This window comes from Croceicoccus sp. BE223, from assembly GCF_031457155.1.
GTDB lineage: Bacteria > Pseudomonadota > Alphaproteobacteria > Sphingomonadales > Sphingomonadaceae > Croceicoccus.
This window is the reverse complement of record NZ_JAVDWB010000001.1, coordinates 46,016-69,421: the sequence shown is the minus strand read 5'-3', so window position 1 is coordinate 69,421 and position 23,406 is coordinate 46,016. Positions and strand designations below refer to the sequence as shown.

Annotated in this window: 24 protein-coding genes; 20 read left to right on the top strand and 4 right to left on the bottom strand. The window is 67.6% G+C overall.

Annotated elements, in window-relative coordinates; all coding sequences use genetic code 11:
* The first annotated feature begins 63 nt into the window (after nt 1-63).
* The 8 genes from rnpA to parA all read left to right on the top strand — a co-directional run bounded on the left by rnpA (nt 64) and on the right by parA (nt 6,260).
* A complete protein-coding gene (rnpA, locus tag J2X37_RS00355; RefSeq protein ID WP_310016320.1) occupies nt 64-567 on the top strand; it encodes a ribonuclease P protein component in 504 nt (167 codons plus the stop codon).
* Complete coding sequence (gene yidD / locus J2X37_RS00350; RefSeq protein ID WP_310016318.1) at nt 564-773, top strand: membrane protein insertion efficiency factor YidD; 210 nt, start codon at nt 564-566, stop codon at nt 771-773. Before rnpA ends, yidD begins: the two co-directional genes overlap by 4 nt.
* Before the next feature lie 13 nt (nt 774-786).
* Nucleotides 787-2,646: a membrane protein insertase YidC gene (gene yidC / locus J2X37_RS00345; RefSeq protein WP_310016316.1), complete on the top strand. Its 1,860-nt coding sequence runs from the start codon at nt 787-789 to the stop codon at nt 2,644-2,646.
* Between the two features lie 3 nt (nt 2,647-2,649).
* Complete coding sequence (gene yihA / locus J2X37_RS00340) at nt 2,650-3,327, top strand: ribosome biogenesis GTP-binding protein YihA/YsxC (protein WP_310016315.1); 678 nt, start codon at nt 2,650-2,652, stop codon at nt 3,325-3,327.
* Between the two features lie 324 nt (nt 3,328-3,651).
* Entirely contained in the window at nt 3,652-4,245 is a 594-nt protein-coding gene (locus tag J2X37_RS00335) for a hypothetical protein (RefSeq protein ID WP_310016313.1), read from the top strand.
* Nucleotides 4,246-4,328: 83 nt separating this feature from the next.
* Nucleotides 4,329-5,003: a glutathione S-transferase family protein gene (locus tag J2X37_RS00330; RefSeq protein ID WP_310016311.1), complete on the top strand. Its 675-nt coding sequence runs from the start codon at nt 4,329-4,331 to the stop codon at nt 5,001-5,003.
* 145 nt (nt 5,004-5,148) lie between these two features.
* On the top strand, nt 5,149-5,382 hold the full coding sequence (locus J2X37_RS00325) for a hypothetical protein (protein WP_310016309.1): 234 nt from the start codon (nt 5,149-5,151) through the stop codon (nt 5,380-5,382).
* Between the two features lie 221 nt (nt 5,383-5,603).
* Nucleotides 5,604-6,260, top strand: a complete 657-nt coding sequence (parA, locus tag J2X37_RS00320) for a ParA family partition ATPase (RefSeq protein WP_310016307.1) — start codon at nt 5,604-5,606, stop codon at nt 6,258-6,260.
* Between the two features lie 75 nt (nt 6,261-6,335).
* Here parA and thrS read toward each other — a convergent pair whose 3' ends face one another.
* The gene (gene thrS / locus J2X37_RS00315; protein ID WP_310016305.1) at nt 6,336-8,333 is read right to left on the bottom strand and encodes a threonine--tRNA ligase; all 1,998 of its coding nucleotides are present in this window, start codon (nt 8,331-8,333) and stop codon (nt 6,336-6,338) included.
* A 361-nt stretch (nt 8,334-8,694) separates the two neighbouring features.
* Here thrS and J2X37_RS00310 point away from each other — a divergent pair, with 361 nt between their 5' ends.
* The 8 genes from J2X37_RS00310 (at nt 8,695) to J2X37_RS00275 (ending at nt 14,982) form a co-directional block, all read left to right on the top strand.
* Complete coding sequence (locus J2X37_RS00310; RefSeq protein WP_310016304.1) at nt 8,695-8,862, top strand: hypothetical protein; 168 nt, start codon at nt 8,695-8,697, stop codon at nt 8,860-8,862.
* Between the two features lie 3 nt (nt 8,863-8,865).
* Complete coding sequence (locus J2X37_RS00305; protein ID WP_310016302.1) at nt 8,866-9,288, top strand: hypothetical protein; 423 nt, start codon at nt 8,866-8,868, stop codon at nt 9,286-9,288.
* Nucleotides 9,285-9,476, top strand: a complete 192-nt coding sequence (locus tag J2X37_RS00300; protein WP_310016300.1) for a helix-turn-helix transcriptional regulator — start codon at nt 9,285-9,287, stop codon at nt 9,474-9,476. The genes J2X37_RS00305 and J2X37_RS00300 overlap by 4 nt, the downstream gene beginning before the upstream one ends.
* A 111-nt stretch (nt 9,477-9,587) precedes the next feature.
* Nucleotides 9,588-10,703, top strand: a complete 1,116-nt coding sequence (locus tag J2X37_RS00295) for a YjgN family protein (RefSeq protein ID WP_310016298.1) — start codon at nt 9,588-9,590, stop codon at nt 10,701-10,703.
* A gap of 69 nt (nt 10,704-10,772) precedes the next feature.
* A complete protein-coding gene (locus J2X37_RS00290; RefSeq protein WP_310016297.1) occupies nt 10,773-11,864 on the top strand; it encodes a M48 family metallopeptidase in 1,092 nt (363 codons plus the stop codon).
* A 21-nt stretch (nt 11,865-11,885) separates the two neighbouring features.
* Complete coding sequence (locus J2X37_RS00285; protein ID WP_310016295.1) at nt 11,886-12,677, top strand: alpha/beta hydrolase; 792 nt, start codon at nt 11,886-11,888, stop codon at nt 12,675-12,677.
* Nucleotides 12,674-13,657 (top strand): LLM class flavin-dependent oxidoreductase, encoded by a 984-nt coding sequence (locus J2X37_RS00280; protein WP_310016293.1) that lies wholly within the window; start codon nt 12,674-12,676, stop codon nt 13,655-13,657. The genes J2X37_RS00285 and J2X37_RS00280 overlap by 4 nt, the downstream gene beginning before the upstream one ends.
* An 89-nt stretch (nt 13,658-13,746) precedes the next feature.
* On the top strand, nt 13,747-14,982 hold the full coding sequence (locus tag J2X37_RS00275) for an FAD-dependent oxidoreductase (RefSeq protein ID WP_310016291.1): 1,236 nt from the start codon (nt 13,747-13,749) through the stop codon (nt 14,980-14,982).
* Here the strand turns inward: J2X37_RS00275 and queG are convergent.
* A complete protein-coding gene (queG, locus tag J2X37_RS00270; protein ID WP_310016289.1) occupies nt 14,979-16,052 on the bottom strand; it encodes a tRNA epoxyqueuosine(34) reductase QueG in 1,074 nt (357 codons plus the stop codon). The two genes, J2X37_RS00275 and queG, sit on opposite strands and share 4 nt — an antisense overlap.
* Before the next feature lie 62 nt (nt 16,053-16,114).
* Here queG and J2X37_RS00265 point away from each other — a divergent pair, with 62 nt between their 5' ends.
* The 4 genes from J2X37_RS00265 to dxs all read left to right on the top strand — a co-directional run bounded on the left by J2X37_RS00265 (nt 16,115) and on the right by dxs (nt 20,954).
* Nucleotides 16,115-17,137 carry an ATP-binding cassette domain-containing protein gene (locus J2X37_RS00265; protein ID WP_310016287.1) on the top strand — a complete coding sequence of 341 codons (1,023 nt, stop codon included), beginning with the start codon at nt 16,115-16,117 and terminating at the stop codon, nt 17,135-17,137.
* Nucleotides 17,134-18,369 (top strand): ABC transporter permease, encoded by a 1,236-nt coding sequence (locus J2X37_RS00260; RefSeq protein ID WP_310016285.1) that lies wholly within the window; start codon nt 17,134-17,136, stop codon nt 18,367-18,369. Before J2X37_RS00265 ends, J2X37_RS00260 begins: the two co-directional genes overlap by 4 nt.
* Before the next feature lie 72 nt (nt 18,370-18,441).
* Nucleotides 18,442-18,930: a peptide-methionine (R)-S-oxide reductase MsrB gene (gene msrB, locus J2X37_RS00255; RefSeq protein ID WP_310016283.1), complete on the top strand. Its 489-nt coding sequence runs from the start codon at nt 18,442-18,444 to the stop codon at nt 18,928-18,930.
* A gap of 86 nt (nt 18,931-19,016) precedes the next feature.
* Nucleotides 19,017-20,954 carry a 1-deoxy-D-xylulose-5-phosphate synthase gene (gene dxs / locus J2X37_RS00250; protein ID WP_310016281.1) on the top strand — a complete coding sequence of 646 codons (1,938 nt, stop codon included), beginning with the start codon at nt 19,017-19,019 and terminating at the stop codon, nt 20,952-20,954.
* Nucleotides 20,955-20,977: 23 nt separating this feature from the next.
* Here dxs and J2X37_RS00245 read toward each other — a convergent pair whose 3' ends face one another.
* Nucleotides 20,978-21,637 carry an NnrU family protein gene (locus J2X37_RS00245; RefSeq protein WP_310016279.1) on the bottom strand — a complete coding sequence of 220 codons (660 nt, stop codon included), beginning with the start codon at nt 21,635-21,637 and terminating at the stop codon, nt 20,978-20,980.
* Between the two features lie 12 nt (nt 21,638-21,649).
* A complete protein-coding gene (locus J2X37_RS00240) occupies nt 21,650-23,293 on the bottom strand; it encodes an oligopeptide:H+ symporter (RefSeq protein WP_310016277.1) in 1,644 nt (547 codons plus the stop codon).
* Nucleotides 23,294-23,406 lie beyond the last annotated feature (113 nt).

Below are 23,406 nucleotides of genomic sequence, written 5' to 3'. Positions count from 1 at the left end.
GCCAGCCCTCTCGCATGGCGGCTTGAGAGCGCGGCGAACACGGTGCACGATCACGCCAGCCCCATGACCGCGACCCCGCCCCCACTCGCCACCGATGCGCCCTCGACGCAAGCAGAGGCGAACCCGGCGCCGCGACCGGAGATCCTCCGCAAGCGCGCGGATTTCCTCGCCGCCAACAAGGGCCTGCGGATCGCCCGCCCCGGTTTCGTCCTGCTCGCCCGTGCCAATGGGCTGGAGCCGCAGCGGATGCGCTACGGCATTACGGTGACCAAGCGAATCGGCAACGCGGTGGTGCGCAACCGGATGAAGCGGCGCTTTCGCGAACTGCTCCGGGCGGCGCTCCCCGATCACGGCCTGCCCGGCCACGACCACGTGCTGATCGGACGCGAAGGCGGGATCGAGCGTGACTTCGCCAGGCTGGGCGAGGAACTGGCTCTGGCGCTGTCCCGCGCACGCGAAGGCAAGAGCGATCCCCCGCGCGGGCCCCGCAAGCCAAGCGGCCGGCGCAAGGGACCGGCCGGCAAGGGCGCGAACCGTAACGGCAGACCGGCGGGAGCGTCGGCATGAAGTGGATCCTCATCGCCATCGCCCGCCTTTGGCAGATCGGCCCGTCGGCCATCCTACCGCCGTCGTGCCGCTACAGCCCGTCGTGCTCGCAATACGCGATTGAGGCCCTGCGGAAATACGGCGCGATTAAGGGTGGCTGGCTCGCGGCCAAGCGGCTATTGCGCTGCCACCCGTGGGGTGGGCACGGCCACGATCCCGTGCCCTGAGCGCACGACAGGCATGCATCGCGGCTTCGGCTCGGACGGAATTTTCAAGGGTTTCAAGGTGGAAAACAACCAGCGCAACATGATCACGGCCGTGGTGCTGATCGCACTGCTGATGCTCGGCTGGGAACTGGGGCTGAACTACTTCTACCCGCAGCCCGAAAAGCCGCCCGTCGCGGCCAGCGCTGCGGCTGGTGCCGAGGCGCCCGCCAAGCCCAAGCCCACGCGCGAAGGCGGCCTGACCGACCCGGCGGAGATCGCGCTCGAGCAGAAGGATCTCGACCAGTCGCTCGGCAGCAAGGACCGCGTGATCATCGATTCGCCCGAAGTGCGCGGCTCGATCAACCCGGTCGGCGCACGGATCGACGATCTGACGCTGAAGACCCACCGCCAGTCGGTCGAGAAGGATTCGGGCCCTGTCCGCCTGTTCAGCCCGCAGGGCACCCCGGCGCAGCAGTTCGCGCAGTTCGGCTTCATCGGCGACAACGTGAGCCTGCCCGGCCCCGATACGGTCTGGACCGTCGCGGGCGGCCCGCTGTCACCCGGCAAGCCGGTGACGCTGACCTGGAACAACGCCGAGGGCCTGCTCTTCACGATCGCGCTGACGATCGACGAGCACTACATGATCACCGCGCAGCAGACCGTCGCCAACACCGGCCCGGCGCCCGTCGCGGTCAAGCCCTTCGCCCTGATCAACCGCACCAGCGCCACCGCCAGCCTCGATACCTGGACCGTCCATTCCGGTCCGATCGGAGCCTTCGACGGATCGGTCGATTTCGGCAACAACTACGATGATGTCGCCGAAAAGGGCACCGTCAGCGGCAACGGGGCGGCCGACTGGATCGGCTTTACCGACATCTACTGGCTCTCCGCCCTCATCCCGCAGGACGGCGCCAGGACCGTGGCCGACTTCCGCTCGCTGGGCGATGCGAAGTTCCGCGCCGACGTCATCTACGACGCGGTGACCGTGCCCGCCGGCAAGCAGGTTTCGCGCACCACCCGGCTCTTCGCCGGCGCCAAGGAAAGCCACGTCCTCGACCAGTACGAGGAGGGCGGCATCGCCAACTTCGGCCTCGCCATCGACTGGGGCTGGTTCCGCTGGTTCGAAAAGCCGATCTTCTGGCTTCTGACGAAGCTGTTCGACCTTGTCGGCAATTTCGGCGTCGCGATCATCCTGCTGACCGTGATCGTGCGCGGCGTGATGTTCCCTATCGCCCAGCGCCAGTTTGCCAGCATGGCGGCGATGAAGGCGGTGCAGCCCAAGATGAAGGCGCTGCAGGAGCGGTACAAGGACGACAAGCAGATGCTCCAGTCCAAGATGATGGAGCTCTACCGCGAGGAAAAGGTGAACCCGCTGGCGGGCTGCCTGCCGATGTTCCTGCAAATCCCGGTGTTCTACGCGCTGTACAAGGTGCTGATGGTCGCCATCGAGATGCGGCACCAGCCGTTCATCCTGTGGATCAGGGACCTGTCCGCGCCCGATCCGCTGCATATCCTGAACCTGTTCGGCCTGCTCGATTTCAACCCGCCGGGCTTCCTCGCCATCGGCGTGCTGGCCATCCTGCTGGGCATCACCATGTGGTTGCAGTTCAAGCTGAACCCGGCGCAGATGGACCCCGCCCAGCAGCAGATCTTCATGCTGATGCCGTGGTTCATGATGTTCGTGATGGCGCCGTTCGCGGCGGGCCTGCTGATTTACTGGATTACTTCCAACCTGCTGACCATCGGCCAGCAGAAGCTCCTCTACGCCCGCCACCCCCAGCTGAAGGCGGCAGAGATGGACGAGAAGAAGGAAAAGCTGCGCGCCGACCTTGCCGCCGAAAAGGCGACCGAGCCCAAGGCTGGCCGGGCCAAGACCCCGAAGCCGAAGGCCTGACGGGTGGAGGAAACGCTTTCCGAGGATCCCGGTCGCGCCTTGTACGAGGAGCGGGCGCGCAAGCTCTTTTCCGGGCCGGTGACGTTCCTGCTCTCGGCTCCACAGCTCAAGTTCCTGCCCGAACCGACGGTTCCGGAAATCGCCTTCGCGGGCCGGTCGAACGTCGGCAAGTCGTCGCTGCTCAACGCGCTGACCGGGCGCAAGGCGATCGCCCGCACCTCGGTGACGCCGGGCCGGACGCAGGAACTGAACTACTTCGACGTGGGCGCGGTGCCGGGCGAGAAGGGGCCGGAATTCCGCCTCGTCGACATGCCCGGCTACGGTTTCGCCAAGGCGCCGCCGGCGGTCGTCAAGAAGTGGCGGTTCCTCGTCAACGACTACCTGCGCGGGCGGGTGGTGCTGAAGCGCTGCCTGCTGCTGATCGATGCGCGCCACGGGGTGAAGCCGGTGGACCGCGAGATCATGGAGATGCTCGACACCGCGGGCGTCTCCTACCGTCTCGTCCTCACCAAGGCGGACAAGATCAAGGCAAGCGAGCTCGAAGCCTGTATCGAGAAGACCCAGGCCGAGGCGCGCAAGCACCCCGGCGCCTATCCGGAAATCTCGGTCACCAGCTCGGAAAAAGGCATGGGCATCGAGGAACTGCGCGGCTTCGTGCTGCAAAGCGCCGAGGGCGGCTGAACGATCGCGGGCGCTGTCCGAGCCCCCGCCAGCGACTTCGCAGGGTGACAAAGGCGACACCCTGTCACTCTCCGGCATCATCCGGACCCTTCGGATTGTCGTGGGTCACGCAGCCCGGGCGACAGGCGACACATGCGCTGGTGCGCCGGTCCTGTGCGGCACGGGGTGGCGGGACTGACGATGGAAAAGAGCGGACGCCGCCATCGCAAGTCCGCGGCCAGTAGGAAAATAACTCTTGCCGCCAGCATGATGCCCTTGCCGTCGGCCACGGTAAAACGCGCCGCGGTAAGGAAACGTCAACAGCACCGTGCGCAACTGTGATCCATGACCGAATGGTTTCGCCAGACCGAATGGAACGCTGCGCGCGAGGCCGATTTCCTGGCGCAGCTCGGCCGCGCGCGGCGCAAGGGACAGTATCTGAACATCCAGGCGTATTCGCTGCTGACCGTCCGGCCGGACGTGGCGGCGAAGCTCTGCCGCATGGTGCTGGATCTCGACGAACCCGACGAACATGCCCGGGCCGGACTCTATCTCGGCACCGCGCTCGCGCTGGGCGGCGATGCCGATGCGGCGATCGCGGCGCTCGAAGGCGCGATCGAGGCGGAGCGGCGCAACCCGTCGATGCGCACGGCGGCCTATATCGATCAGGCGCTGCTCATCGCGCTGACCTCGCGCAGCGACCTCTACGACATCGCGCTCGATCGGCTCTGCGCCAGACACGATCCTGGCGATCCCGAGGACGTGCCGTCCGTGCTGATCGCGGCGGCGCTCATCGGCGGCGAGCGCGGCGAGGATGTGACGCGGCTGGCCCTTGCCGCACGGGCAGCACTCGACGCGGGCGATTGGGCCGAAGCGGGCCTTCCGCCATGGCTCGATCCCGCCGCCATCGCCGCTCGGCTGGCGCCGCTGGCGGGTTAGCCCGCATCATACGCACCCCCTCCCCGCTCGACACCCCGGCGCTTCGCCGCTAACCCGGTTCGTTCATGTAACGGGGCGTTTTTGTGAAACTCATCATCGGCAATCGCAACTATTCGAGCTGGTCGCTGCGCGGCTGGCTGGCCGCCAAGCAGTCGGGGCTTTCGTTCGAGGAGATCACCGTCAACATCAGCGGCGAGGAATGGGAGAGCGCCAAGCGCGAGTGGGGCGAGGTCCAGCCATCCTCGGGCAAGGTGCCGATCCTGTGGGACGGCGACGTGGTGATTTGGGACAGCCTTGCGATCATGGAGCACCTTGCCGACAAGATCGGCGGCGAGAACGGGCGCGACCGGTTCTGGCCGAAGGACCCGGTGGCGCGCGGGCTGTGCCGCTCGATGGTCGCCGAAATGCATTCGAGCTATCTGCCGCTGCGCCGCGAGATGCCGATGAACGTGCGCCGCCGGATCGAGGGCCACACGCTGGGCGACGAGGCGCGAGCCAATGTCATCCGCATCCTGACGCTGTGGGCCGAAGCGCGCAGCCGATTCGGGCATGGCGGCCCCTTCCTGTTCGGCACCTATTCCGCCGCCGACATCTTCTATGCCCCGGTCATCAGCCGCTTCGTCACGTACGGCGTGGGGGTGCCCGGATTCGCGCAGGCCTACATGGAAGCGATGTGGGATCATGCGTGGATGCAGCAATGGATCGAGGGGGCCGACCAGGAGGATTGGACGATCGAGGCGTTCGAGGTCGCCACCTGAAAAACCGCGGATTTCCGGGCCTGACAAGCGGTTCGTCGCAAATTTGGCCGGAATGTGGCGAGAATATGGACACCGCACTGCAACATCGCTATACGGGCGGTCTGCCGCACTCATGTTGAGGACTGCGGCACAGGGAAACTGAACCATGAAGATCACTTTCGCTCTGCTGGCTTCGGCCGCCGCTCTCTCGCTCGCCGCCTGCAGCCAGGAAGCTGCTGAGCCGACCGACGCCGCGACCGAAGCTGCCGCGACCGACATGGCCACCGAAGTTGCCACCGACGTTGCGACCGATGTCGCCACCGACGCCGCGACCGACGCTGCCACCGACGCCGCGACCGACGCTGCGACGGACGCCGCGACCGACGCCGCCGCCGAGTAATCTCGTCGAGCGATCAGGATCGGGCCTCGCTCCCTTGTGGAGCGGGGCCCTTTTCTTTTGTCTTTGCGCGGCCGGGACGCGACTGTCGGTAAAATAAGGCAACCCGACGTTCGATGCGCCGCTTTTCGCAGGCGCAGCATTCTTCTTCCCTCCTGGTCGGTTTCCCCCTAGGATGGGCGACAAGAGGGACCCCGTGCGGGCCGCCTGCAAGGGACAAAGCCATGCCGACAGTCGCGATCGTCAGCCAGAAGGGCGGTTCGGGCAAGACGACCCTGGCCATCCACCTCGCCACGGCCGGGGCCTATGCCGGCAAGAAGACCGTCGTCGTCGATACCGACCCGCAGGCAACCGCCGCGGCCTGGGCCGACTGGCGCGGCGATTTCCTCCCCGAAGTGGTGACCAGCCCACCCGCCCGCCTCGCCAAGACGGTGGAGAAGCTGGCCAAGAAGGGCGCGGATCTCATCGTCATCGACACCCCGCCGCACGCCGACGCTTCTGCGCGAGAGGCGATCAAGGCGGCGGACCTCGTCATCGTTCCGACCCGGCCGCGCGCCTTCGACCTTCATGCCCTTGAAGCGACGGCGGAGATGCTGAACTACGTCGGCAAGGAGGGGCATGTCCTGATGAACGGCGTCCCGGCCCGTGCGACGAAGATGATCGAGGACGCCAATGCACGGGTGGTGGAACTGGGCCTGAAGGTCTGCCCCGTCAGCTTCGGCGAGCGTGCCGCGTTCCACCATGCCTCGGGCGACGGCGAAGTCGCGACCGAGATCGATCCCGAAAGCAAGGCGGCGCTCGAGGTCCAGGAACTGTGGAAGTGGACCGCGAAGCAGACCGGGATCAAGGGCGGCAAGGGCGGCGGCAAGAAGAAGGCCTGACGCGCAGCGCCGAGTCCCCCGATCGACGGGCGACCGCATGGCCGCCCGCCTCGTTTCCATCAGCGCGGCACGATGTCAGCGCAGGTCGGGCGCGGTCGCCTCCGCCTTCAGCATCGCGATCGCCTCTTCCAGCGACATGAACTTCTGCTGCTGTTCACCCAGCGTGCGGATGGCGACGGTGCCTTCCTCGGCCTCCCGCTTGCCGACGACCAGCAGGTGCGGGACCTTTGCGTGGGAATGCTCGCGCACCTTGTAGTTGATCTTCTCGTTGCGCAGGTCGCTTTCGACCCGGATCCCCGCTGCCTTGAGCCGGGCCACCGCATCCTTCGCATAGTCGTCAGCATCGGACACGATGGTCGCCACCACCGCCTGTACCGGAGCGAGCCAGACCGGCAGGCGCCCGGCGAAATGCTCGATCAGGATGCCGATGAAGCGCTCGTACGATCCGAAGATCGCGCGGTGCAGCATGACCGGGCGGTGCTTTTCGCCATCCTCGCCCACATAGGTCGCGTCGAGCCGTTCGGGCAGCACGCGGTCCGACTGGATCGTGCCCACCTGCCAGGTCCGGCCGATCGCATCGGTCAGATGCCATTCGAGCTTGGGTGCATAGAAGGCGCCTTCGCCGGGCAGTTCTTCCCAGCCGTAGGCCTCGGTGGCAAGCCCCGCCTCGATCACCGCGTTGCGCAGTTCGTCCTCGGCCTTGTCCCAGTCCGCATCGCTGCCGAAGCGCTTTTCGGGGCGCAGGGCGAGCTTGATCGAATAGGTGAAGCCGAAGTCCTTGTAGATCCGGTCGGCCAGTTCGCAGAAGGCGCGCACCTCGGCGACGATCTGGTCCTCGCGGCAGAAGATGTGCGCGTCGTCCTGCGTGAACTGGCGCACGCGCATCAGCCCGTGCAGCGCGCCGTGCGGTTCGTTGCGGTGGCAGCAGCCGTTCTCGTAGATGCGCAGCGGCAAGTCGCGGTACGACTTGATGCCCTGGCGGAAGATGAGTACGTGCGCCGGGCAGTTCATCGGCTTCAGCGCCATCCATTCGGCATCGCCGCTGACGATCGCGCCCTCGTCCTCGGTGTTCGGCACCTCGTCGGGGATCACGAACATGTTCTCGCGGTACTTGCCCCAGTGGCCCGACTGTTCCCACTGCCGCGCGTCCATGACCTGCGGGGTCTTCACCTCGCGGTAGCCGGCATCGTCGATGGCGCGGCGCATGTAGGCTTCGAGCTCGCGCCAGATGACGTAGCCGTGCGGGTGCCAGAAGACGCTGCCGTGCGCCTCTTCCTGCAAGTGGAAAAGATCCATCTCGCGGCCCAGCTTGCGGTGGTCGCGCTTGGCGGCCTCCTCCAGCCGGGTGAGGTGTTCGTTGAGCTGCTTCTTGTTGAGCCAGCCGGTGCCGTAGATGCGGGTCAGCTGCGCGTTCTTCTGGTCGCCGCGCCAGTAGGCCCCGGCCACGCGCATCAGCTTGAACGCCTGCGGGTCGAGCTTGCCGGTGGAGGGCAGGTGCGGGCCGCGGCACATGTCGAGCCAGTCGCGACCACTCCAGTAAACGGTCAGCTCCTCGCCCGCGGGCAGTTCGGCGGCCCATTCGGCCTTGAACGTCTCACCGTCGGCGGTCCACTTGTCGATCAGCTGCTGGCGGGTCCAGACCTCGCGGGTCAGCGGCTTGTCGGCCTGGATGATCTCGCGCATCTTTTCCTCGATCGCGGGCAGGTCGTCCATGCCGAACGGTTCGCGCGAGGCAGGGGCCATGACGTCGTAGTAGAAGCCGTCATCGGTCGCCGGGCCGAAAGTGATCTGCGTGCCGGGCCACAGCGCCTGCACCGCTTCGGCCAGGACGTGGGCATAATCGTGCCGGGCCAGTTCCAGCGCGTCGGCCTCATCGCGCGCGGTGACGAGCGCCAGTTGCGCATCACCCGAAAAGGGCCGCGACAGGTCGACGAGTTCGCCGTCCACCCGCGCGGCGATGGCGGCCTTGGCGAGGCCGGGGCCGATCGCGGCGGCAACGTCGGCCGGGGTCGACCCCGGGGCCATTTCGCGCACCGAACCGTCGGGCAGGCTGATCTTGAGCAGTTCCGTCATCGTCTCTTCGTCTCGAACCGTTGCAGGGCGCGCCATGGCACATGGACCGGCGCACCGAAAGAGGCGTCTGGATGATTGCCGATCGGGTAAGGAGACGCCGCCTGACCCGATCCCCGGGCGGCGACTGTCGCGTGCCTAGCGCGCGACCGACCGCCCCGGGGCAAGCCGGGTGGTGGTAGTCGTCGCGGTGGTCACACGCTGGGTCATGACCGGGCGGATAGCACGCAGGCGGCGCGCTGTCATCCTCCACGGAGCAGGCCGCTGCGCTGACAAGGCTGCATGTCCTTATGTCAACTACCCTTGACTAGTGGAATGCGATATGACAAACAGACTTTACATAAAATCAAGGGAGCTTGACCGAATGACCGACCGTATCGCCATGGCTTGGGGAGCCGCGATCGTCGCGGTCGGCCTGCTCAACATCGCCGACGTCCTGCCCGACTGGACGACGATTGCCGCCATCCTCACCCTGCCGCTGGTCGCAAGCTGGCGCTGCGCGGGCACGCGCTGCGGCACGAAGTCGTCCTGATCCGTGGCCGCGACCCGCTCTTCCGCCTATCGCCGCTATTTCCGGCGACACATCGGCTTCACCGTGATCTACCTCGCGGCCATCGCGCTCGCGTCATGGCAGGTGCCGGACGACGCGAGGCCGAGCCTCGGCACCGTGCTGATCGCGCTCCTGCCCGGCCTCGCCGTCGTCGGGTGGATCTGGTCGATGGGTCGGCTGCTGGTCGAGCTCGACGACGAGTACATGCGGATGCTCGAGGTGCGCAAGTTCATCATCGCCACCGGCAGCACGCTCGCCGTGGTCAACGTGTGGGGCATCATCGAGCTTTACACCGCCGTACCGCGCCTGCCGGTCTTCTTCGTCTTCCCCCTGTGGTGCCTGGGTCTTGGCATCGGCGGCATCGCGAACAGGCTGTCGTTCGGCCACGACACCGGACGCTGCCGATGAGGAACCGCCTCAAGGTCCTGCGCGCCGAGCGGGACTGGAGCCAGCAGGCGCTGGCCGACCTGCTCGCGGTATCGCGCCAGTCGGTCAATGCGATCGAGACCGGCAAGTACGACCCGTCGCTGCCGCTCGCCTTTCGCATCGCCGACGTCTTCGGCCTGAAGATCGAGGAAATCTTCCTTCGCGACTGATTTCACCTGCAACCGGCAAGTCCCTGTCGGCGGCGGGCGACCCCGCCTTGACTTCCCCGGCGGACACGGGGAACGTCGGGGCGGAGATTTGACTTCGGGGGTCGCGAATTGATGGACGGACTTGGCGGACATGGCGGCCCCGACGCAACGGATGCGGAATCGTCGGCCTTTGGTTTTCATGGCACCTGGCGCGAATACCTGCCGATCGCGCTGACCAACCTGCTGCTGATCGTGGTGACGCTCGGCATCTATCGTTTCTGGGCCAAGGCGCGGGAGCGGCGCTACCTGTGGAGCCGGACCCGCTTCATCGACGAGCGGCTGGAATGGACCGGCACCGGCATGGAACTGTTCGTCGGCGGGGTGCTGGTCATCGTGCTGTTCGTCGTGCCCTACTTCGTGATGACGCAAGTGGCGCAGGCGATGATGATGCGCGGGCAGACCGCGCTGGGCGCCGCGCTGTTCGTGATCCCGCTCCTGGCGATCTTCTACTTGATGGGCGTCGCCCGGTTCCGCGCGATCCGCTATCGCCTCGGCCGCACCAACTGGCGCGGCATCCGCGGCGGCAGCGACGATGCGGGCTTTCGCTACGGCTGGTCCTACATGTGGAAGACGGCGGCGGGCTATGCCGCCTTTGGCCTCGGCGTGCCGTGGGCGATGGTCAGCCTGTGGAACCAGCGCTGGCGGGCGATGAGCTTCGGGCCGATGCGGTTCACCTGCAGCGCCGACTTTTCAGCCCTGATGAAGCGCTACCTGCTGTTCTATTTCAGCCCGTTCCTCGCCATCCTCGGGCTTGTCGGTTTCGTCTTCGCCGCCGCCTTCGGTCTTCAGGCCGACGGGCAGTTCGATCCCGAAAACCCGCCCATCGGCGTGATGGCCGCAATCGGCGTCGCCTTCGTGCTGTTCTACCTCGTCCTCGGCTTCGTCTGGCTGGCCTATTACGCCAAGTTCTTCCGCGTCGTGGTGGGCGAGATGGAGCTGGGCGACCTGTCGTTCGAATTTGACGCGAAGACCTGGGACTGGATCAGGCTGGGCCTTGGCGACGTGGCGCTCCTGGTGCTGACCCTCGGGCTGGGCTTCGTCTTCCTCGGCTATCGGCACTGGCGCTTCTTCATCGCCCACATGCAGGCCTTCGGCGAAATCGACGTCGACGGGCTGATCCAATCGACCACCCGCCGCGCCCGGCATGGCGAAGGCTTGCTCGACGCCTTCGACATGGGTGCGATCTAAGGTGGGGCGCGATCTAAGGTGGGGCGCGATCTAAGGTGGGGCGCGATCTGATGCGGGGCGCAATCTGAGATGGAGCAGGGGCAGCCGATCCGCGCCTTCTGGTACGATGGCGTCACCGCCCGGCGCCATGTCGGCACGGTGCGCTGGCATGGCGACGACCTGCGCGAAGATCTGCGCGACGAGCTGCGGCTGCACAGCGACGACGGGGAGACGATGATCGTCCCCCTCGCCGATCTCGTCTTCGTCGAACGCGGGGTTCTCGACGGGTCCTACTCCCGCAAGGCCGACGACGGTTTCCGGCTGGTCTTCACCGATCCCGTGCCCGAAGCGCTGGCGGCGCGGTTGCCGCGCGGGGCCCGCTTCGGCAAGTGGATCGACGGGCTGGGCCTGCCCAGGGCGGCGGCGCTTTTCGCCGCGGTCAGCGCCGCGCTCGTCGCGCTGGTGCTCACCGCGCCGAGCTGGCTCGGCCCGCGCATCCCGCCCGCCTGGGAACGCCGCATCGGCGAGGCGATGGTCGGCGACCTGCAGGACGTATCGTGCCGCACCCCCGCGTCCGACGCGGCTCTGGCGAAACTGGTCCGGCAACTGGACCCCGACAGCCCGCCGACCCGGGTCTCGATCGCCAACATCGACATGGTCAACGCCGTCGCCCTGCCCGGCGGCCAGGTGCTGGTTTTCGACGGGCTGATCCAGGAATCGAGCGATCCCGACGAACTGGCCGGCGTGATCGGGCACGAGATCGGCCACGTGCGCGAACGCCACGTGATGCAGGCGCTGCTGCGCCAGTTCGGGCTGTCGATCCTGCTCGGCGGGGTCAATTCCGATGTCGGCAACACGCTCTTCGGCCTCACCGCGATGAGCTATTCGCGCGAGGCGGAGCGCGAGGCCGACGTCTTCTCCCGCGCGCAGATGGCCCGCTCCGACATCTCTCCGGCTTCGACCGCCGACTTCTTCGCAGACCTTGCCAGACAGGGCGAAGGCGGTCCCGGCTGGGCGAGCTGGATTGCCAGCCACCCGATGCCGCAGGAGCGCGAAGACGCCTTCCGCAAGGCGGTGGTGCCGGGCCGGGCCTATCGCCCGTCGCTCAGCCGCGCCGAATACGAGGCGATCCGCGACGCCTGTGCCAAGGATCCCGACGTGGAGCCGTTCGACATCTTCTGATCGCTTCCTACATAGGCGGCGATGACAGCCAGCGATCCCACCGAACCCGACTTGCCGCCGATCCGGCGCTTCACCTCTGCGGGCGGGCTCTCGCTCGCCTTTCGCCACGCCGCGGGATCGGGCCCGCTGATCGTGTTCCTGCCCGGCTACATGTCTGACATGGCCGGGTCGAAGGCCTGCGCGGTGATGGCCGATGCGATCGCGCGGGGGCAGGCCTGCCTGCTGCTCGACTATTCGGGTTGCGGGCAAAGCGAGGGCGATTTCGGCGACGGCACGCTCACCCGCTGGCGCGACGAGGTGCTCGCGCTGATCGACCATGTCGGCGCGGGCAGGCCGGATCGTCCGGTCGTGCTCGTCGGGTCGTCGATGGGCGGCTGGCTGATGCTGCTGTTGACCGAAGCGCTGGCCGCCCGCGCCGGCCCGGATGCGGTGCGCGCCCTCGTCGGCATCGCGCCCGCGCCCGATTTCGTCACCTGGGGTTATTCCGACGACCAGAAGGCAACTCTGGAACGCGGCGAGGTCTGGCTGGAGGAGAACATCTATGGTCCTGAACCGACGCCCTATCACCCCGCCTTCTACCGCGATGCGCTGGCCCTGCCGCGACTGGACGAACGTATCGCGCTGAGCTGCCCCGTTCGCATCCTGCAGGGGCAACAGGACCCCGACGTGCCGTGGCAGACCGCGCTGCGCCTTGCCGATGCCCTCGCCGCCAGCGACGTCCACGTCCACCTCGTCAAGGACGGCGACCACCGCCTCTCGCGCGACGCGGACATCGCCCTTCTCCTTTCGACCGTGCGGGGGTTCGGCTCGTGAAGATTTCCGTCCTCGATTTCGTCTCGGTCGTCGAAGGCGGCACCGTCGCACAGGCGCTCGAAGAAACGGCGAAGCTGGCGAAACTGGCCGAAGAGCTCGGCTGCCACCGGTTCTGGATGGCCGAACACCACGGCATGCCCGGCATCGCCAGCTCGGCGGTCGCCACCTGCCTTGCGCATGTCGGCCAAGCGACGAGCACGATCCGCATCGGCGCGGGCGGGATCATGCTCCCCAACCACAGCCCGATGGTGATCGCGGAACAATTCGGCACGCTCGACGCGCTGTTCCCGGGCCGGATCGATCTCGGCCTCGGCCGCGCGCCTGGGGCGGACCAGCGCATCGCGCAGATGCTGCGCAAGGACATCCACTCGGGCGCCGAACGCTTCCCGAAGGACGTGGTCGAATTGCAGGCGCTGTTCGCCGGCGACGAGCGGCTGCCGATGCAGGCGATTCCCGGCGCCGGTGCCTCGCCGCAGATCTGGCTCCTGGGATCGAGCCTGTTCGGCGCGCAGCTTGCCGCCCTGCTCGGCCTGCCCTATGCCTTTGCCAGCCACTTCGCGCCCGCCGCGCTCGACGAGGCACTGGCCACCTATCGTGCCAATTTCCGCCCATCCGACGCGCTCGACCGGCCGCACGTCATGGTCGCGGCCAATTGCTACCCGGCCGAAACGCGCGAGGAAGCGGAACTGAGCGCCTCGTCGATGGACCAGTCCTTCGTCGCGCTGCGCACCGGCACGCCGGGCCGCCTGCCTCCGCCCGTGCCCGGCTACCGCGAAAGCCTGCCGCCCGCCCAGCTTGCCGGCCTCACCGCGATGCGCAAGGTCAGCGCGATCGGCACCGGCGCCGACGTGCGCGCCAGCATCGAGAGCCTTGTCGAGCGCACCGGCGCGGACGAGATCATCCTCGCCGGTTCGACCTTCGACCCCGAGGTCCGCCGCCGCGGCCTTGCCATCGCGATGGACGCGCTGGCCGGTCTCTGACGGTCGCGTCCCGCCCACGGCCTGCGTTAATCGCACTTGAACGCGAGGCTCCTCGCCGTTAGCGCAACAGGTCGATGGAGGGAGACCATATGACTGAAGCGGCTGATGTCTTGATCGTGGGTGCCGGACATGGCGGCGCCGCCATGGCCGTCGCGCTGCGCCAGCAGGGGTTCGAAGGCAGCGTGCTGATGGTCGGGCGCGAACCCGAACCGCCGTACGAACGGCCGCCGCTGTCCAAGGAATACCTCGCCCGCGAAAAGGAATTCGAACGGCTCTATATCCGTCCGCCGCAGTTCTGGGCGGACAAGGACGTGGGCCTGCGACTGTCGACCTCGGTCACCGCCGTCGATCCGCAGGCGAAGACCGCGACGCTGTCCGACGGCAGCACCGTTGCCTACCAGCACCTCGTCTGGGCCGCCGGGGGCGATGCGCGCCGGCTGTCGTGCGGCGGCGCGGATCTCGTCGGCGTCCATTCGGTCCGCACCCGGGCCGATGTCGACCGGATGATGGCCGAGATCGACGCCGGCGCGAAGAAGGCGGTGATCGTCGGCGGCGGCTACATCGGGCTGGAGGCGGCGGCCGTGCTGCGCAAGCTCGGCGTCGAGGTGGTTCTGATCGAGATGCTCGACCGCGTCCTCGCCCGCGTCGCGGGAGAGGAACTGTCCCGCTTCTACGAAGCCGAACACCGGGCCCACGGCGTCGACCTGCGGCTGGAAACCGGCGTCGATTGCATCGAGGGCGACGGCCTCAAGGTGACCGGCGTCCGGCTGGCCGACGGCAGCGTCGTGCCCGCCGACATGGTCATCGTCGGCATCGGCATCATCCCCAGCGTCGGCCCGCTGATCGTGGCCGGAGCGACGGGCGCGAACGGCGTCGACGTCGACGAATACTGCCGCACCACCCTGCCCGACGTCTATGCCATCGGCGACTGCGCCTCGCACGCCAACGACTTTGCCGACGGGGCGGTCATGCGGCTGGAATCGGTGCAGAACGCGTCGGACATGGCGAAAACCGTGGCCAAGGCGATCATGGGCGAGATGGATCCTTACAAGGCGACGCCCTGGTTCTGGTCGAACCAGTATGATCTCAAGCTGCAGACCGTCGGCCTTTCCACCGGCCATGACGAGACGGTGCTGCGCGGCGATCCGGCCAGCCGCAGCTTCTCGGTCGTCTACCTCAAGGAAGGCCGCGTCGTCGCGCTCGACTGCGTGAACAAGGTGAAGGACTACGTCCAGGGCAAGAAGCTGGTCGAGAGCCGCGCCGTGGTCGACCGCGACGTACTGGCCGACGACAGCCTCGCGATCAAGGAAATGGCCACGGCCTAGCCGCCCAGCCGGGCAGCGGCCCAGTCCGCCGCTTCGGCCACGGCAGGATCGGGATCGCCGCGCAGCGCCTCCACCTGCGGCAGCAGCGCGGCGTCGCCGCTGTTGCCGGCGGCGTAAAGGCAGTTGCGAACGAATCGGTCGCGCCCGATCCGCTTGATCGGCGAGCCGGAGAACAGCGCGCGAAAGCCCGCGTCGTCGAGCGCCATCAGTTCGTCGAGCCTGGGCGCCACCAATTCGGCGCTCGGCAGGAAGGCGCGGTTCGCCGCCGCCGCGCTGGCGAACGAATTCCATGGACAGACCGCAAGGCAATCGTCGCAGCCGTAGATGCGGTTGCCCAGCGCGGCGCGGAATTCCTCCGGTATCGGTCCCTTGTGCTCGATCGTGAGGTAGGAAATGCACCGACCCGCATCGACCGTACGCGGCGCGGGGAAGGCATCGGTGGGGCAGGCATCGAGGCAGCGGCGGCACGAACCGCAGCGATCGGCATGGGCATCGTCCACCGGCAGGTCCAGCGTCGTGTAGATCGAGCCGAGAAACAGCCACGATCCGTGCGCGCGGCTGACCATGTTGGAATGCTTGCCCTGCCAGCCGATGCCCGCCGCCTCTCCCAGCGGCTTTTCCATCACCGGCGCGGTGTCGACGAAGACCTTGACCCCCGCCTCCAGCCCGGCCCGCCCCGCCTCCTCGACCAGCCAGCGGGCCAGCCGCTTCAGCGCCTTCTTAACGACATCGTGGTAGTCTCGGCCCTGCGCATAGACCGAGATGCGGGCACGGTCCGGACAAGCGGCCAGCGCCAGCGGGTCGGCGTGCGGGGCGTAGCTCATCCCCAGCGCGATCACCCGGCGCGCCTCGGGCCAGAGAACTTGCGGTGCGGCGCGCTGGTCGGCCCGGTCCTCCATCCACTGCATCGTGGCGTGCCGCCCCTCGCCCAGCCAGTCGGCCAGCCTGTCGGTGCGCAACGGATCGGTCGCGGCATCGGCGATGCCCGCCGCCACGAAACCCTCGTCATGCGCCTTGGCCAGCAACGCCTCGCGCAATTGGCGCAGGACATCGCCGCTCGTTTCGGGCATGAGCATTAACCGGTTCTTGTCGGGTAGCGGGCCATCGGGGGCGATTGTAAGTGCAGGAAGTGATGACCGAAAGCCCCGATCCCGCAGAGTTTTTCCACGCCCTCGATGCCGGTACTCGCGACGAGCGGGCCGGTGGCGGCCCGCTGGCGATCGACGCGCGCGACCTGGTCAAGCGGTTCGACGGGACGGTCGCGGTCGACGGGGTCAGCATCGCGGTCCCGGCGGGCAGCATCTTCGGCATCCTCGGCCCCAACGGCGCGGGCAAGACGACGACGCTGCGCATGCTGCTGGGCATCATCGATCCGGACAGCGGCAGCCGCCGCGTGCTGGGCAGCGAAAACCCCCACGCCATCGCCCATCGCATCGGCTACCTGCCGGAGGAACGCGGCCTCTACCCGGCGATGAAGGCGGTCGACGCGATCGCCTTCGTCGGCGCGCTGCGCGGCCTGCCGCGCGACGAAGGGCGGCGACGCGGGCGCGCACTGCTGGAGGAGTACGGCTTCGGCCATATCGCCGACCGACAGATCCGCCAGATGTCGAAGGGGCAGGCGCAGACCGTCCAGCTGCTCGCCACGCTGGTCCACCGGCCCGAACTGATCGTGCTGGACGAGCCTTTTTCCGGCCTCGATGCGATCAGCCAGGGACGGCTGGAAAAGCTGATCCGCGGCCTTGCCGCAGAGGGCACGACGATCATCTTTTCCACCCACGTCCTCGCCCACGCCGAACGCCTGTGCGAACGCATCGCCATCGTCGCGGGGGGCAAGGTGCCGTTCCATGGCCTCGTATCCACCGCGCGCGACCGGTTGCCGCCGCAAGTGCACTTGGAAACACGCAACGTCGATGGCCCGTGGCGCGCGGTGCTGCCGCCGGGGACGGAGCCGCAATTGCGGCAGGCCGGCGGTGCGCTGTTCGATTTCAGCCTGACCGGCGAGGTCGAGCCGCTGCTGACCGCGCTGATCGAAGGGGGCGCCGGAATCCAGGCGCTGTCGATCGAACGGGCGGGGCTGCACGACGCCTTCGTCGCCATCGCCGGAGAGGCGGCGGCACGCGCGCTGGAACAGGACAAGGAAGGCAACGGACGATGAGCGCCATGACCGACAGGGCGAGCGGCGCGGCGCGGTTCTGGCGCGCGATCATGGTCATCGCGCGGCGCGACTTCGGCGCGATCCTGTTCAGCCGCTCCTTCATCTTCTTTCTGCTCGGCCCGCTGTTCCCGGTGATCGTCGTCGGAATGGCCGGCGGCATCGGGGCCAGCGTCAGCGGCAAGATCAGCAAGCCGGTGCTCGGCATCGCGATGGAAGGCGCGGACACCGACGCCTTCCTTTCCGCCAAGGAGCGCCTGTCGGCCTCTGTCCCGAACCTGCCCGACACATACGTCATCATCCGCCTGGAACCGGGCGAAAGGGTGCTGGCGCGGTCGCTTCTGGAGCGCACGAAAAGCGGCAGCCCGGTCGCCGCCATCCTGTCCGGGCCCCTCACCAATCCCAAGCTGACCGGCCCCGAAGGCGCGATCGACCAGTGGCGCGGCCTCGTCGCGCTGGTTGCTGGCGAAGCGCAGCGCACCGACGCGGGCGCCCTGCCCGCGGTGACGCTCGACAAGACGGTGAGCGAGCGGGTCGACACCACCCGCAAGCGCATCCGCACGGCGCAGGCCTCGCAGACGCTGCTGTTCCTCCTGACGATGCTGCTCGCCGGCATGGTCATGTCGAACATGGTCGAGGAAAAGGCCAACAAGATCATCGAGGTGCTTGCCGCCGCCGTGCCGATGGACGCGGTGTTCTTCGGCAAGCTGCTGGCGATGCTGGGCGTCAGCCTCGTCGGGCTATCGGTGTGGGGCGCGGTGGGGCTGACGATCATGCTGCTGGGCGGGCAGGTGCCGTCTTTCGCACCGCCCGCGGTCGGCTGGCCGCTGTTCGCCGCGCTGGCGCTGATCTACTTCTCGTTCGCCTATCTCCTGCTCGGGTCGCTGTTCCTCACCATAGGCGGGCTCGCCGCCACGGTGCGCGAGGTGCAGACGCTGTCGATGCCGGCAACGATGCTCCAGCTCATCGTCTTCTTCTTCGCCAGCTACTCGCTGGGCGCGATGGGGGAACCGATCGAACTGGCCTCGATCGCCTTTCCGCTGACCTCGCCCTATTCGATGCTGGCGCGCGCGGCGGTGGAGCCGGACCTCCTGCCCCATGTCGCCGCCATTGCGTGGCAGGCGGTCTGCGTGGCGCTGATCATCAAGGGCGGGGCCACGCTGTTCCGGCGGACGGTGATGAAATCCGGCCCGTCGAGCGGCAGGAGCTGGTTCGCGCGGCGCAAGGCGGCCTGACCGCGGCATCGCCGCTCGCTTTGCACGCTTCGTTCATCGCGCTCTCAGCCTCGGCGTGATAGCAGTGCGCGCATGGCACAGTTTTCCCGGCGCAACCTGCTCGGCATCCTGATCGCGGGCACGGCCTTTCCGATCATGGCCGCCTGCGGCTCGCGACAGGCCGAGGCCAAGGCCTTCCCGCTCAAGCTTTCCGACGCCGAATGGAAGAAGCGGCTGACCGGCGAACAGTACCGCATCTTGCGCCAAGCCGGGACCGAGCGGGCCCATACCTCGCCGCTCGACAAGGAAAAGCGGGCCGGCACCTACCTGTGCGCAGGTTGCGCCCATCCGCTGTTCTCTTCGCGCACGAAGTTCGAATCGGGCACCGGCTGGCCCAGCTTCTACGCCCCGCTCAAGGGCGGCTTGGGGCTGTCGACCGACTACAAGCTAGGCTATCCGCGCACCGAGGTGCACTGCGCCAATTGCGGCGGGCACCTGGGTCATGTCTTCGACGACGGTCCGAAGCCGACCGGCAAGCGCTACTGCATGAACGGGGTGGCACTGCAATTCCGGCCCGGCTGACGCATGGCCGAAGACTCCCTTTGCGATGCCCGCGTACGATGAATAACCCGTTCGACAGAAGCGTATTGTCGGTATAAAGCAGTGCCATGACCGCGGAACCGGCGACCCCCCTTCTCGACACCGTCAACACGCCTGACGACCTTCGCAAACTCCAGCGCGGGCAGCTTCGCCAGCTGGCCGACGAACTGCGCGCGGAAATGATCTCCGCCGTCGGCGTGACCGGCGGGCACCTGGGATCGGGCCTCGGCGTCGTCGAACTGACGGCGGCGATCCACTACGTGTTCAACACGCCCGAAGACCGGCTGGTCTGGGACGTGGGGCACCAGGCCTATCCGCACAAGATCCTGACCGGGCGGCGCGACCGCATCCGCACCTTGCGCCAGGGCGGCGGCCTTTCCGGTTTCACCAAGCGGAGCGAGAGCGAATACGACCCGTTCGGCACGGCGCACTCCTCCACCTCGATCAGCGCGGCGCTCGGCTTTGCCGTCGCCAACAAGCTGTCGGGCCGCGCCGGCAAGGCCATCGCCGTCATCGGCGACGGCGCGATGAGCGCGGGCATGGCCTACGAGGCGATGAACAACGCCGAACAGGCCGGCAACCGCCTGATCGTCATCCTCAACGACAACGACATGTCGATCGCGCCGCCGGTGGGCGGGCTGTCGAGCTACCTCGCGCGGCTGGTGTCGAGCGGCCAGTTCCTCGGCCTTCGCGACCTTGCCCGCCGGTTTGCGCGCAAGCTGCCCCGCCCGCTGCACATCGCCGCGCGCAAGACCGACGAGTTCGCCCGCGGCATGGCGATGGGCGGCACCCTGTTCGAGGAACTGGGCTTCTACTACGTCGGCCCCATCGACGGGCACGATCTCGACGCGCTGGTCCCGGTGCTCGAAAACGTGCGCGACGCCGCCGAAGGGCCGTGCCTGATCCACGTCGTTACGCAAAAGGGCAAGGGCTACGGCCCGGCCGAACAAGCGGCCGACAAGTACCACGGCGTCCAGAAGTTCGACGTCATCACCGGACAGCAGGCGAAGAGCGCGGGCGGGCCGCCCGCATACCAGAACGTGTTCGGCGATACGCTGGCGAAACTGGCGGACAGCGACCAACGGATCTGCGCCATCACCGCGGCGATGCCCAGCGGCACCGGCGTCGACCGTTTCGCCAAGGCGCACCCCGACCGCAGCTTTGACGTCGGCATCGCCGAACAGCACGCGGTGACCTTTGCCGCCGGGCTGGCCGCGCAGGGAATGCGCCCGTTCTGCGCGATCTATTCCACCTTCCTGCAGCGCGCGTTCGACCAGGTGGTGCACGACGTCGCGATCCAGAACCTGCCGGTGCGCTTTGCGATCGACCGCGCCGGGCTGGTCGGCGCCGACGGCGCCACCCACGCCGGCTCGTTCGACGTGACCTACCTTGCCACTTTGCCGAACCTGGTCGTCATGGCCGCGGCGGACGAGGCGGAACTGGTCCACATGACCTATACCGCGGCCCAGCATGACAGCGGCCCCATCGCCTTCCGCTATCCGCGCGGCGCAGGGGTCGGCGTGCCGCTGCCCGAAGTTCCCGAACTGCTCGAGATCGGCAAGGGCCGCATCGTGCGCGAAGGCAGCAAGGTGGCGATCCTCTCGCTCGGCACGCGCCTGGCCGAAGCGCTGAAGGCGGCCGACCAGCTTGAAGCCAAGGGCCTTTCCACCACCGTGGCCGACATGCGCTTCGCCAAGCCGCTGGACGAGGACCTGATCCGTCGCCTCGCCGCAACGCACGACGTTCTGGTCACCGTCGAGGAAGGCTCGATCGGCGGGCTGGGCGCGCATGTTCTCACGCTGGCGAGCGACGAGGGCCTGACCGATGCGGGGCTGAAGATCCGCACGATGCGCCTGCCCGACATGTTCCAGGACCACGATTCGCCCGACAAGCAGTACGACCAGGCGGGCCTCAACGCGCCGCACATCGTCGATACCGTGCTGAAGGCGTTGAGCCGCGACAACCTCGGCCACAACAGTGCGGGCGTGGAGGAAGCGCGGGCCTGAGCGCCCGGGCGCTCAGCCGCAACTCAGCTTAGCCAGCGCCAGACGCCTGCGGCAATCCCGCCGAGCGGCCCGTGCGCCCAGGTCGCGGCGAGCCACGCCGCCAGTGCCGCCAACCAGATGGCGACACCTGCCCCCGGCAGGCGCAGCAGGTTCGGCACGAAACGGGTCTGCGCCTGCCAATGGGGCCAGGCCGGGTCGAGCCGCCGCTTCTTCGCATCCTGCAAGGCCGATCCGACCAGCGCCAGCACCGCCATGGCCCCCATCAGCACCAGCGTGCGCGGATCGGGCATGACGATGGCATGGGCGATGGCCCACAGGGCAATGCCCCACATCATCGGGTGCCGGGTGACCTCGAAGACCCCCGTCGGACTGGCGGGCGCGGTGCCCTCCGCCCCCGGCAGGGCCGGATTGCCGCGCAGGCTGCCCAGCAGCAGGACCAGTGCGACCACGGTCAGCGCGCTGGCAACGATCCAGGCCCCGTCGCCCGGCGCGAAGAGCAGTGGCCCGCGCGGTGCTTCGCCAAAGGCCCAGCCCGCCCAGCCGAGCGTGGCGAACGCGACAAGCGAATAAAGGCCGAGAAAGCCCTTCTCGCCGAGCCGGGCCACGAGCGGCGCGCGCAGCGGATGCGACAGGGCAAAATGGGAAAGGACGATGGCGGCAAGGGCGACAACAAGGTTCTTCATCGCCCCGCATCCTCACTCCCGCCCGGGGTGCATGCCCGCCGCCGCGGGTTCGGCCAGTTCGGCCTCGCCCGCCAGGTCGTGCTTCTTGCGATCCTGCAACGTGTCGACGTGCATCCAGCGCCGGACGACCGGGCTAAGGGCCAGCACCACCACGCCGATGCCGATCGTGTACCAGCCGATCTTGCTGTAGATCGCCAGGGTCAGCGCCTTGTCCATCTCGCCGCCTTCGCCGCCGGTCGCCTCGCCGATCTTGCCCGCAACGAAATTGCCGACCGCGGTCATGTAGAACCAGGCACCCATCACGAAGCTGCCGAGATGCAGCGGGGCGAGCCGGGTCATCGCCGACACGCCCACCGGGGACAAGCACAGCTCGCCCATCGTGTGCAGCAGGTAGATCAGGAACACGAAGACGACGCTAGTCATCACCGCCGGATCGCCGCTGCCCGCGCCCCACACGAAGACGAGGAAGCCGAGACCGACCTGGAACAGCGCATAGGCGAACTTGGCCGGGGTCGAAGGCTCCCACCCGCGGCGGCCCAGCCATTGCCACAGCACCGCGAAGATCGGCGCGAGGATGATGATGAAAATCGCGTTGATCGACTGGAACAGCGACGTCGGCACCCCGCCACGATCGACGAATTTGTCGGTGTAGAGCGAAAGCGAACCGCCGGCCTGTTCGAACAGCCCCCAGAACACCGGGTTCAGCGCGATCAGGAACAGCATCGCAAAGATGCGCTCGCGCGGTTCCTTCGGCAGCTTGAACGCCTCGTAAAGCGTGTATCCCAGCATCGCGAGGCCGGTGACGATCAGCAGGGTCTGGATAACGTCCTGGTACTGGATCAGGAACCAGATCACGCCGACGGCGGCGACACCGGTGGCGTAAAGCGAAAACTCCTTGCGGCGCAGCAGCGGCGCGGGCGGCTCGCCCTCGCCCCGCAGCGCCGGTTTGCCGAGCGCGAAGATGATGAGCCCGCCGACCATGCCGATGCCGGCAAGGCCGAAGCCCCACGACCAGCCGATCGTTTCGCCGAGATAGCCGACAAGGATCGTGCCCAGCGCCGCGCCGACGTTCACGCCCATGTAGAAGATCGTGTAGGCCGGATCGCGCCGCGTGTCGGTGAGGCTGTAGAGCTGGCCGACGATGACCGAGATGTTGGCCTTCAGGAAGCCCGAGCCGACGATGATCAGCGACAGCGCCAGCCAGAACACGTTGATCGCGAAATCGGCCTGCTTGGTAGCCGGATCGGTCACGCCCTGCATGCCTTCATAGGCCATGAACAGGTGTCCGAAGGCGAGCACGATGCCGCCGAACAGCACCGCCTTGCGCTGCCCCAGCCAGCGGTCGGCGATATAGCCGCCGAGCACCGGGGTGATGTAGGCAAGGGCGGTGTAGGCGCCGTAGATCAGGTTCGCCTTGCCGTCGGCAAAGAGCCAGAACTTGGTGAGATAGAGGATCAGCAGCGCGCGCATGCCGTAATAGGAGAACCGCTCCCACATCTCGGCATAGAAGAGGACGTAGAGACCGCGCGGGTGGCCCAGGACTTCCTCGGACTTACGCGTGGCGATCAGCCCGCCGATGGCCAGAACCGCGAACAGCGCGACCGCCGCGAGCGCCGCGATCCAGTCACCCTCTGTCCAAAGGCCGATGTCTTTCATGCGTCGTGGTCCCGCCCTGTCGCTGCCTCGTGTTGCGGCGCCAAGACTTAGCGGCGAAAGCGCGGATGGAAAGAGATTTGTTGCAGTTGTGACCAGTTCGCGCGCCGCCCCCG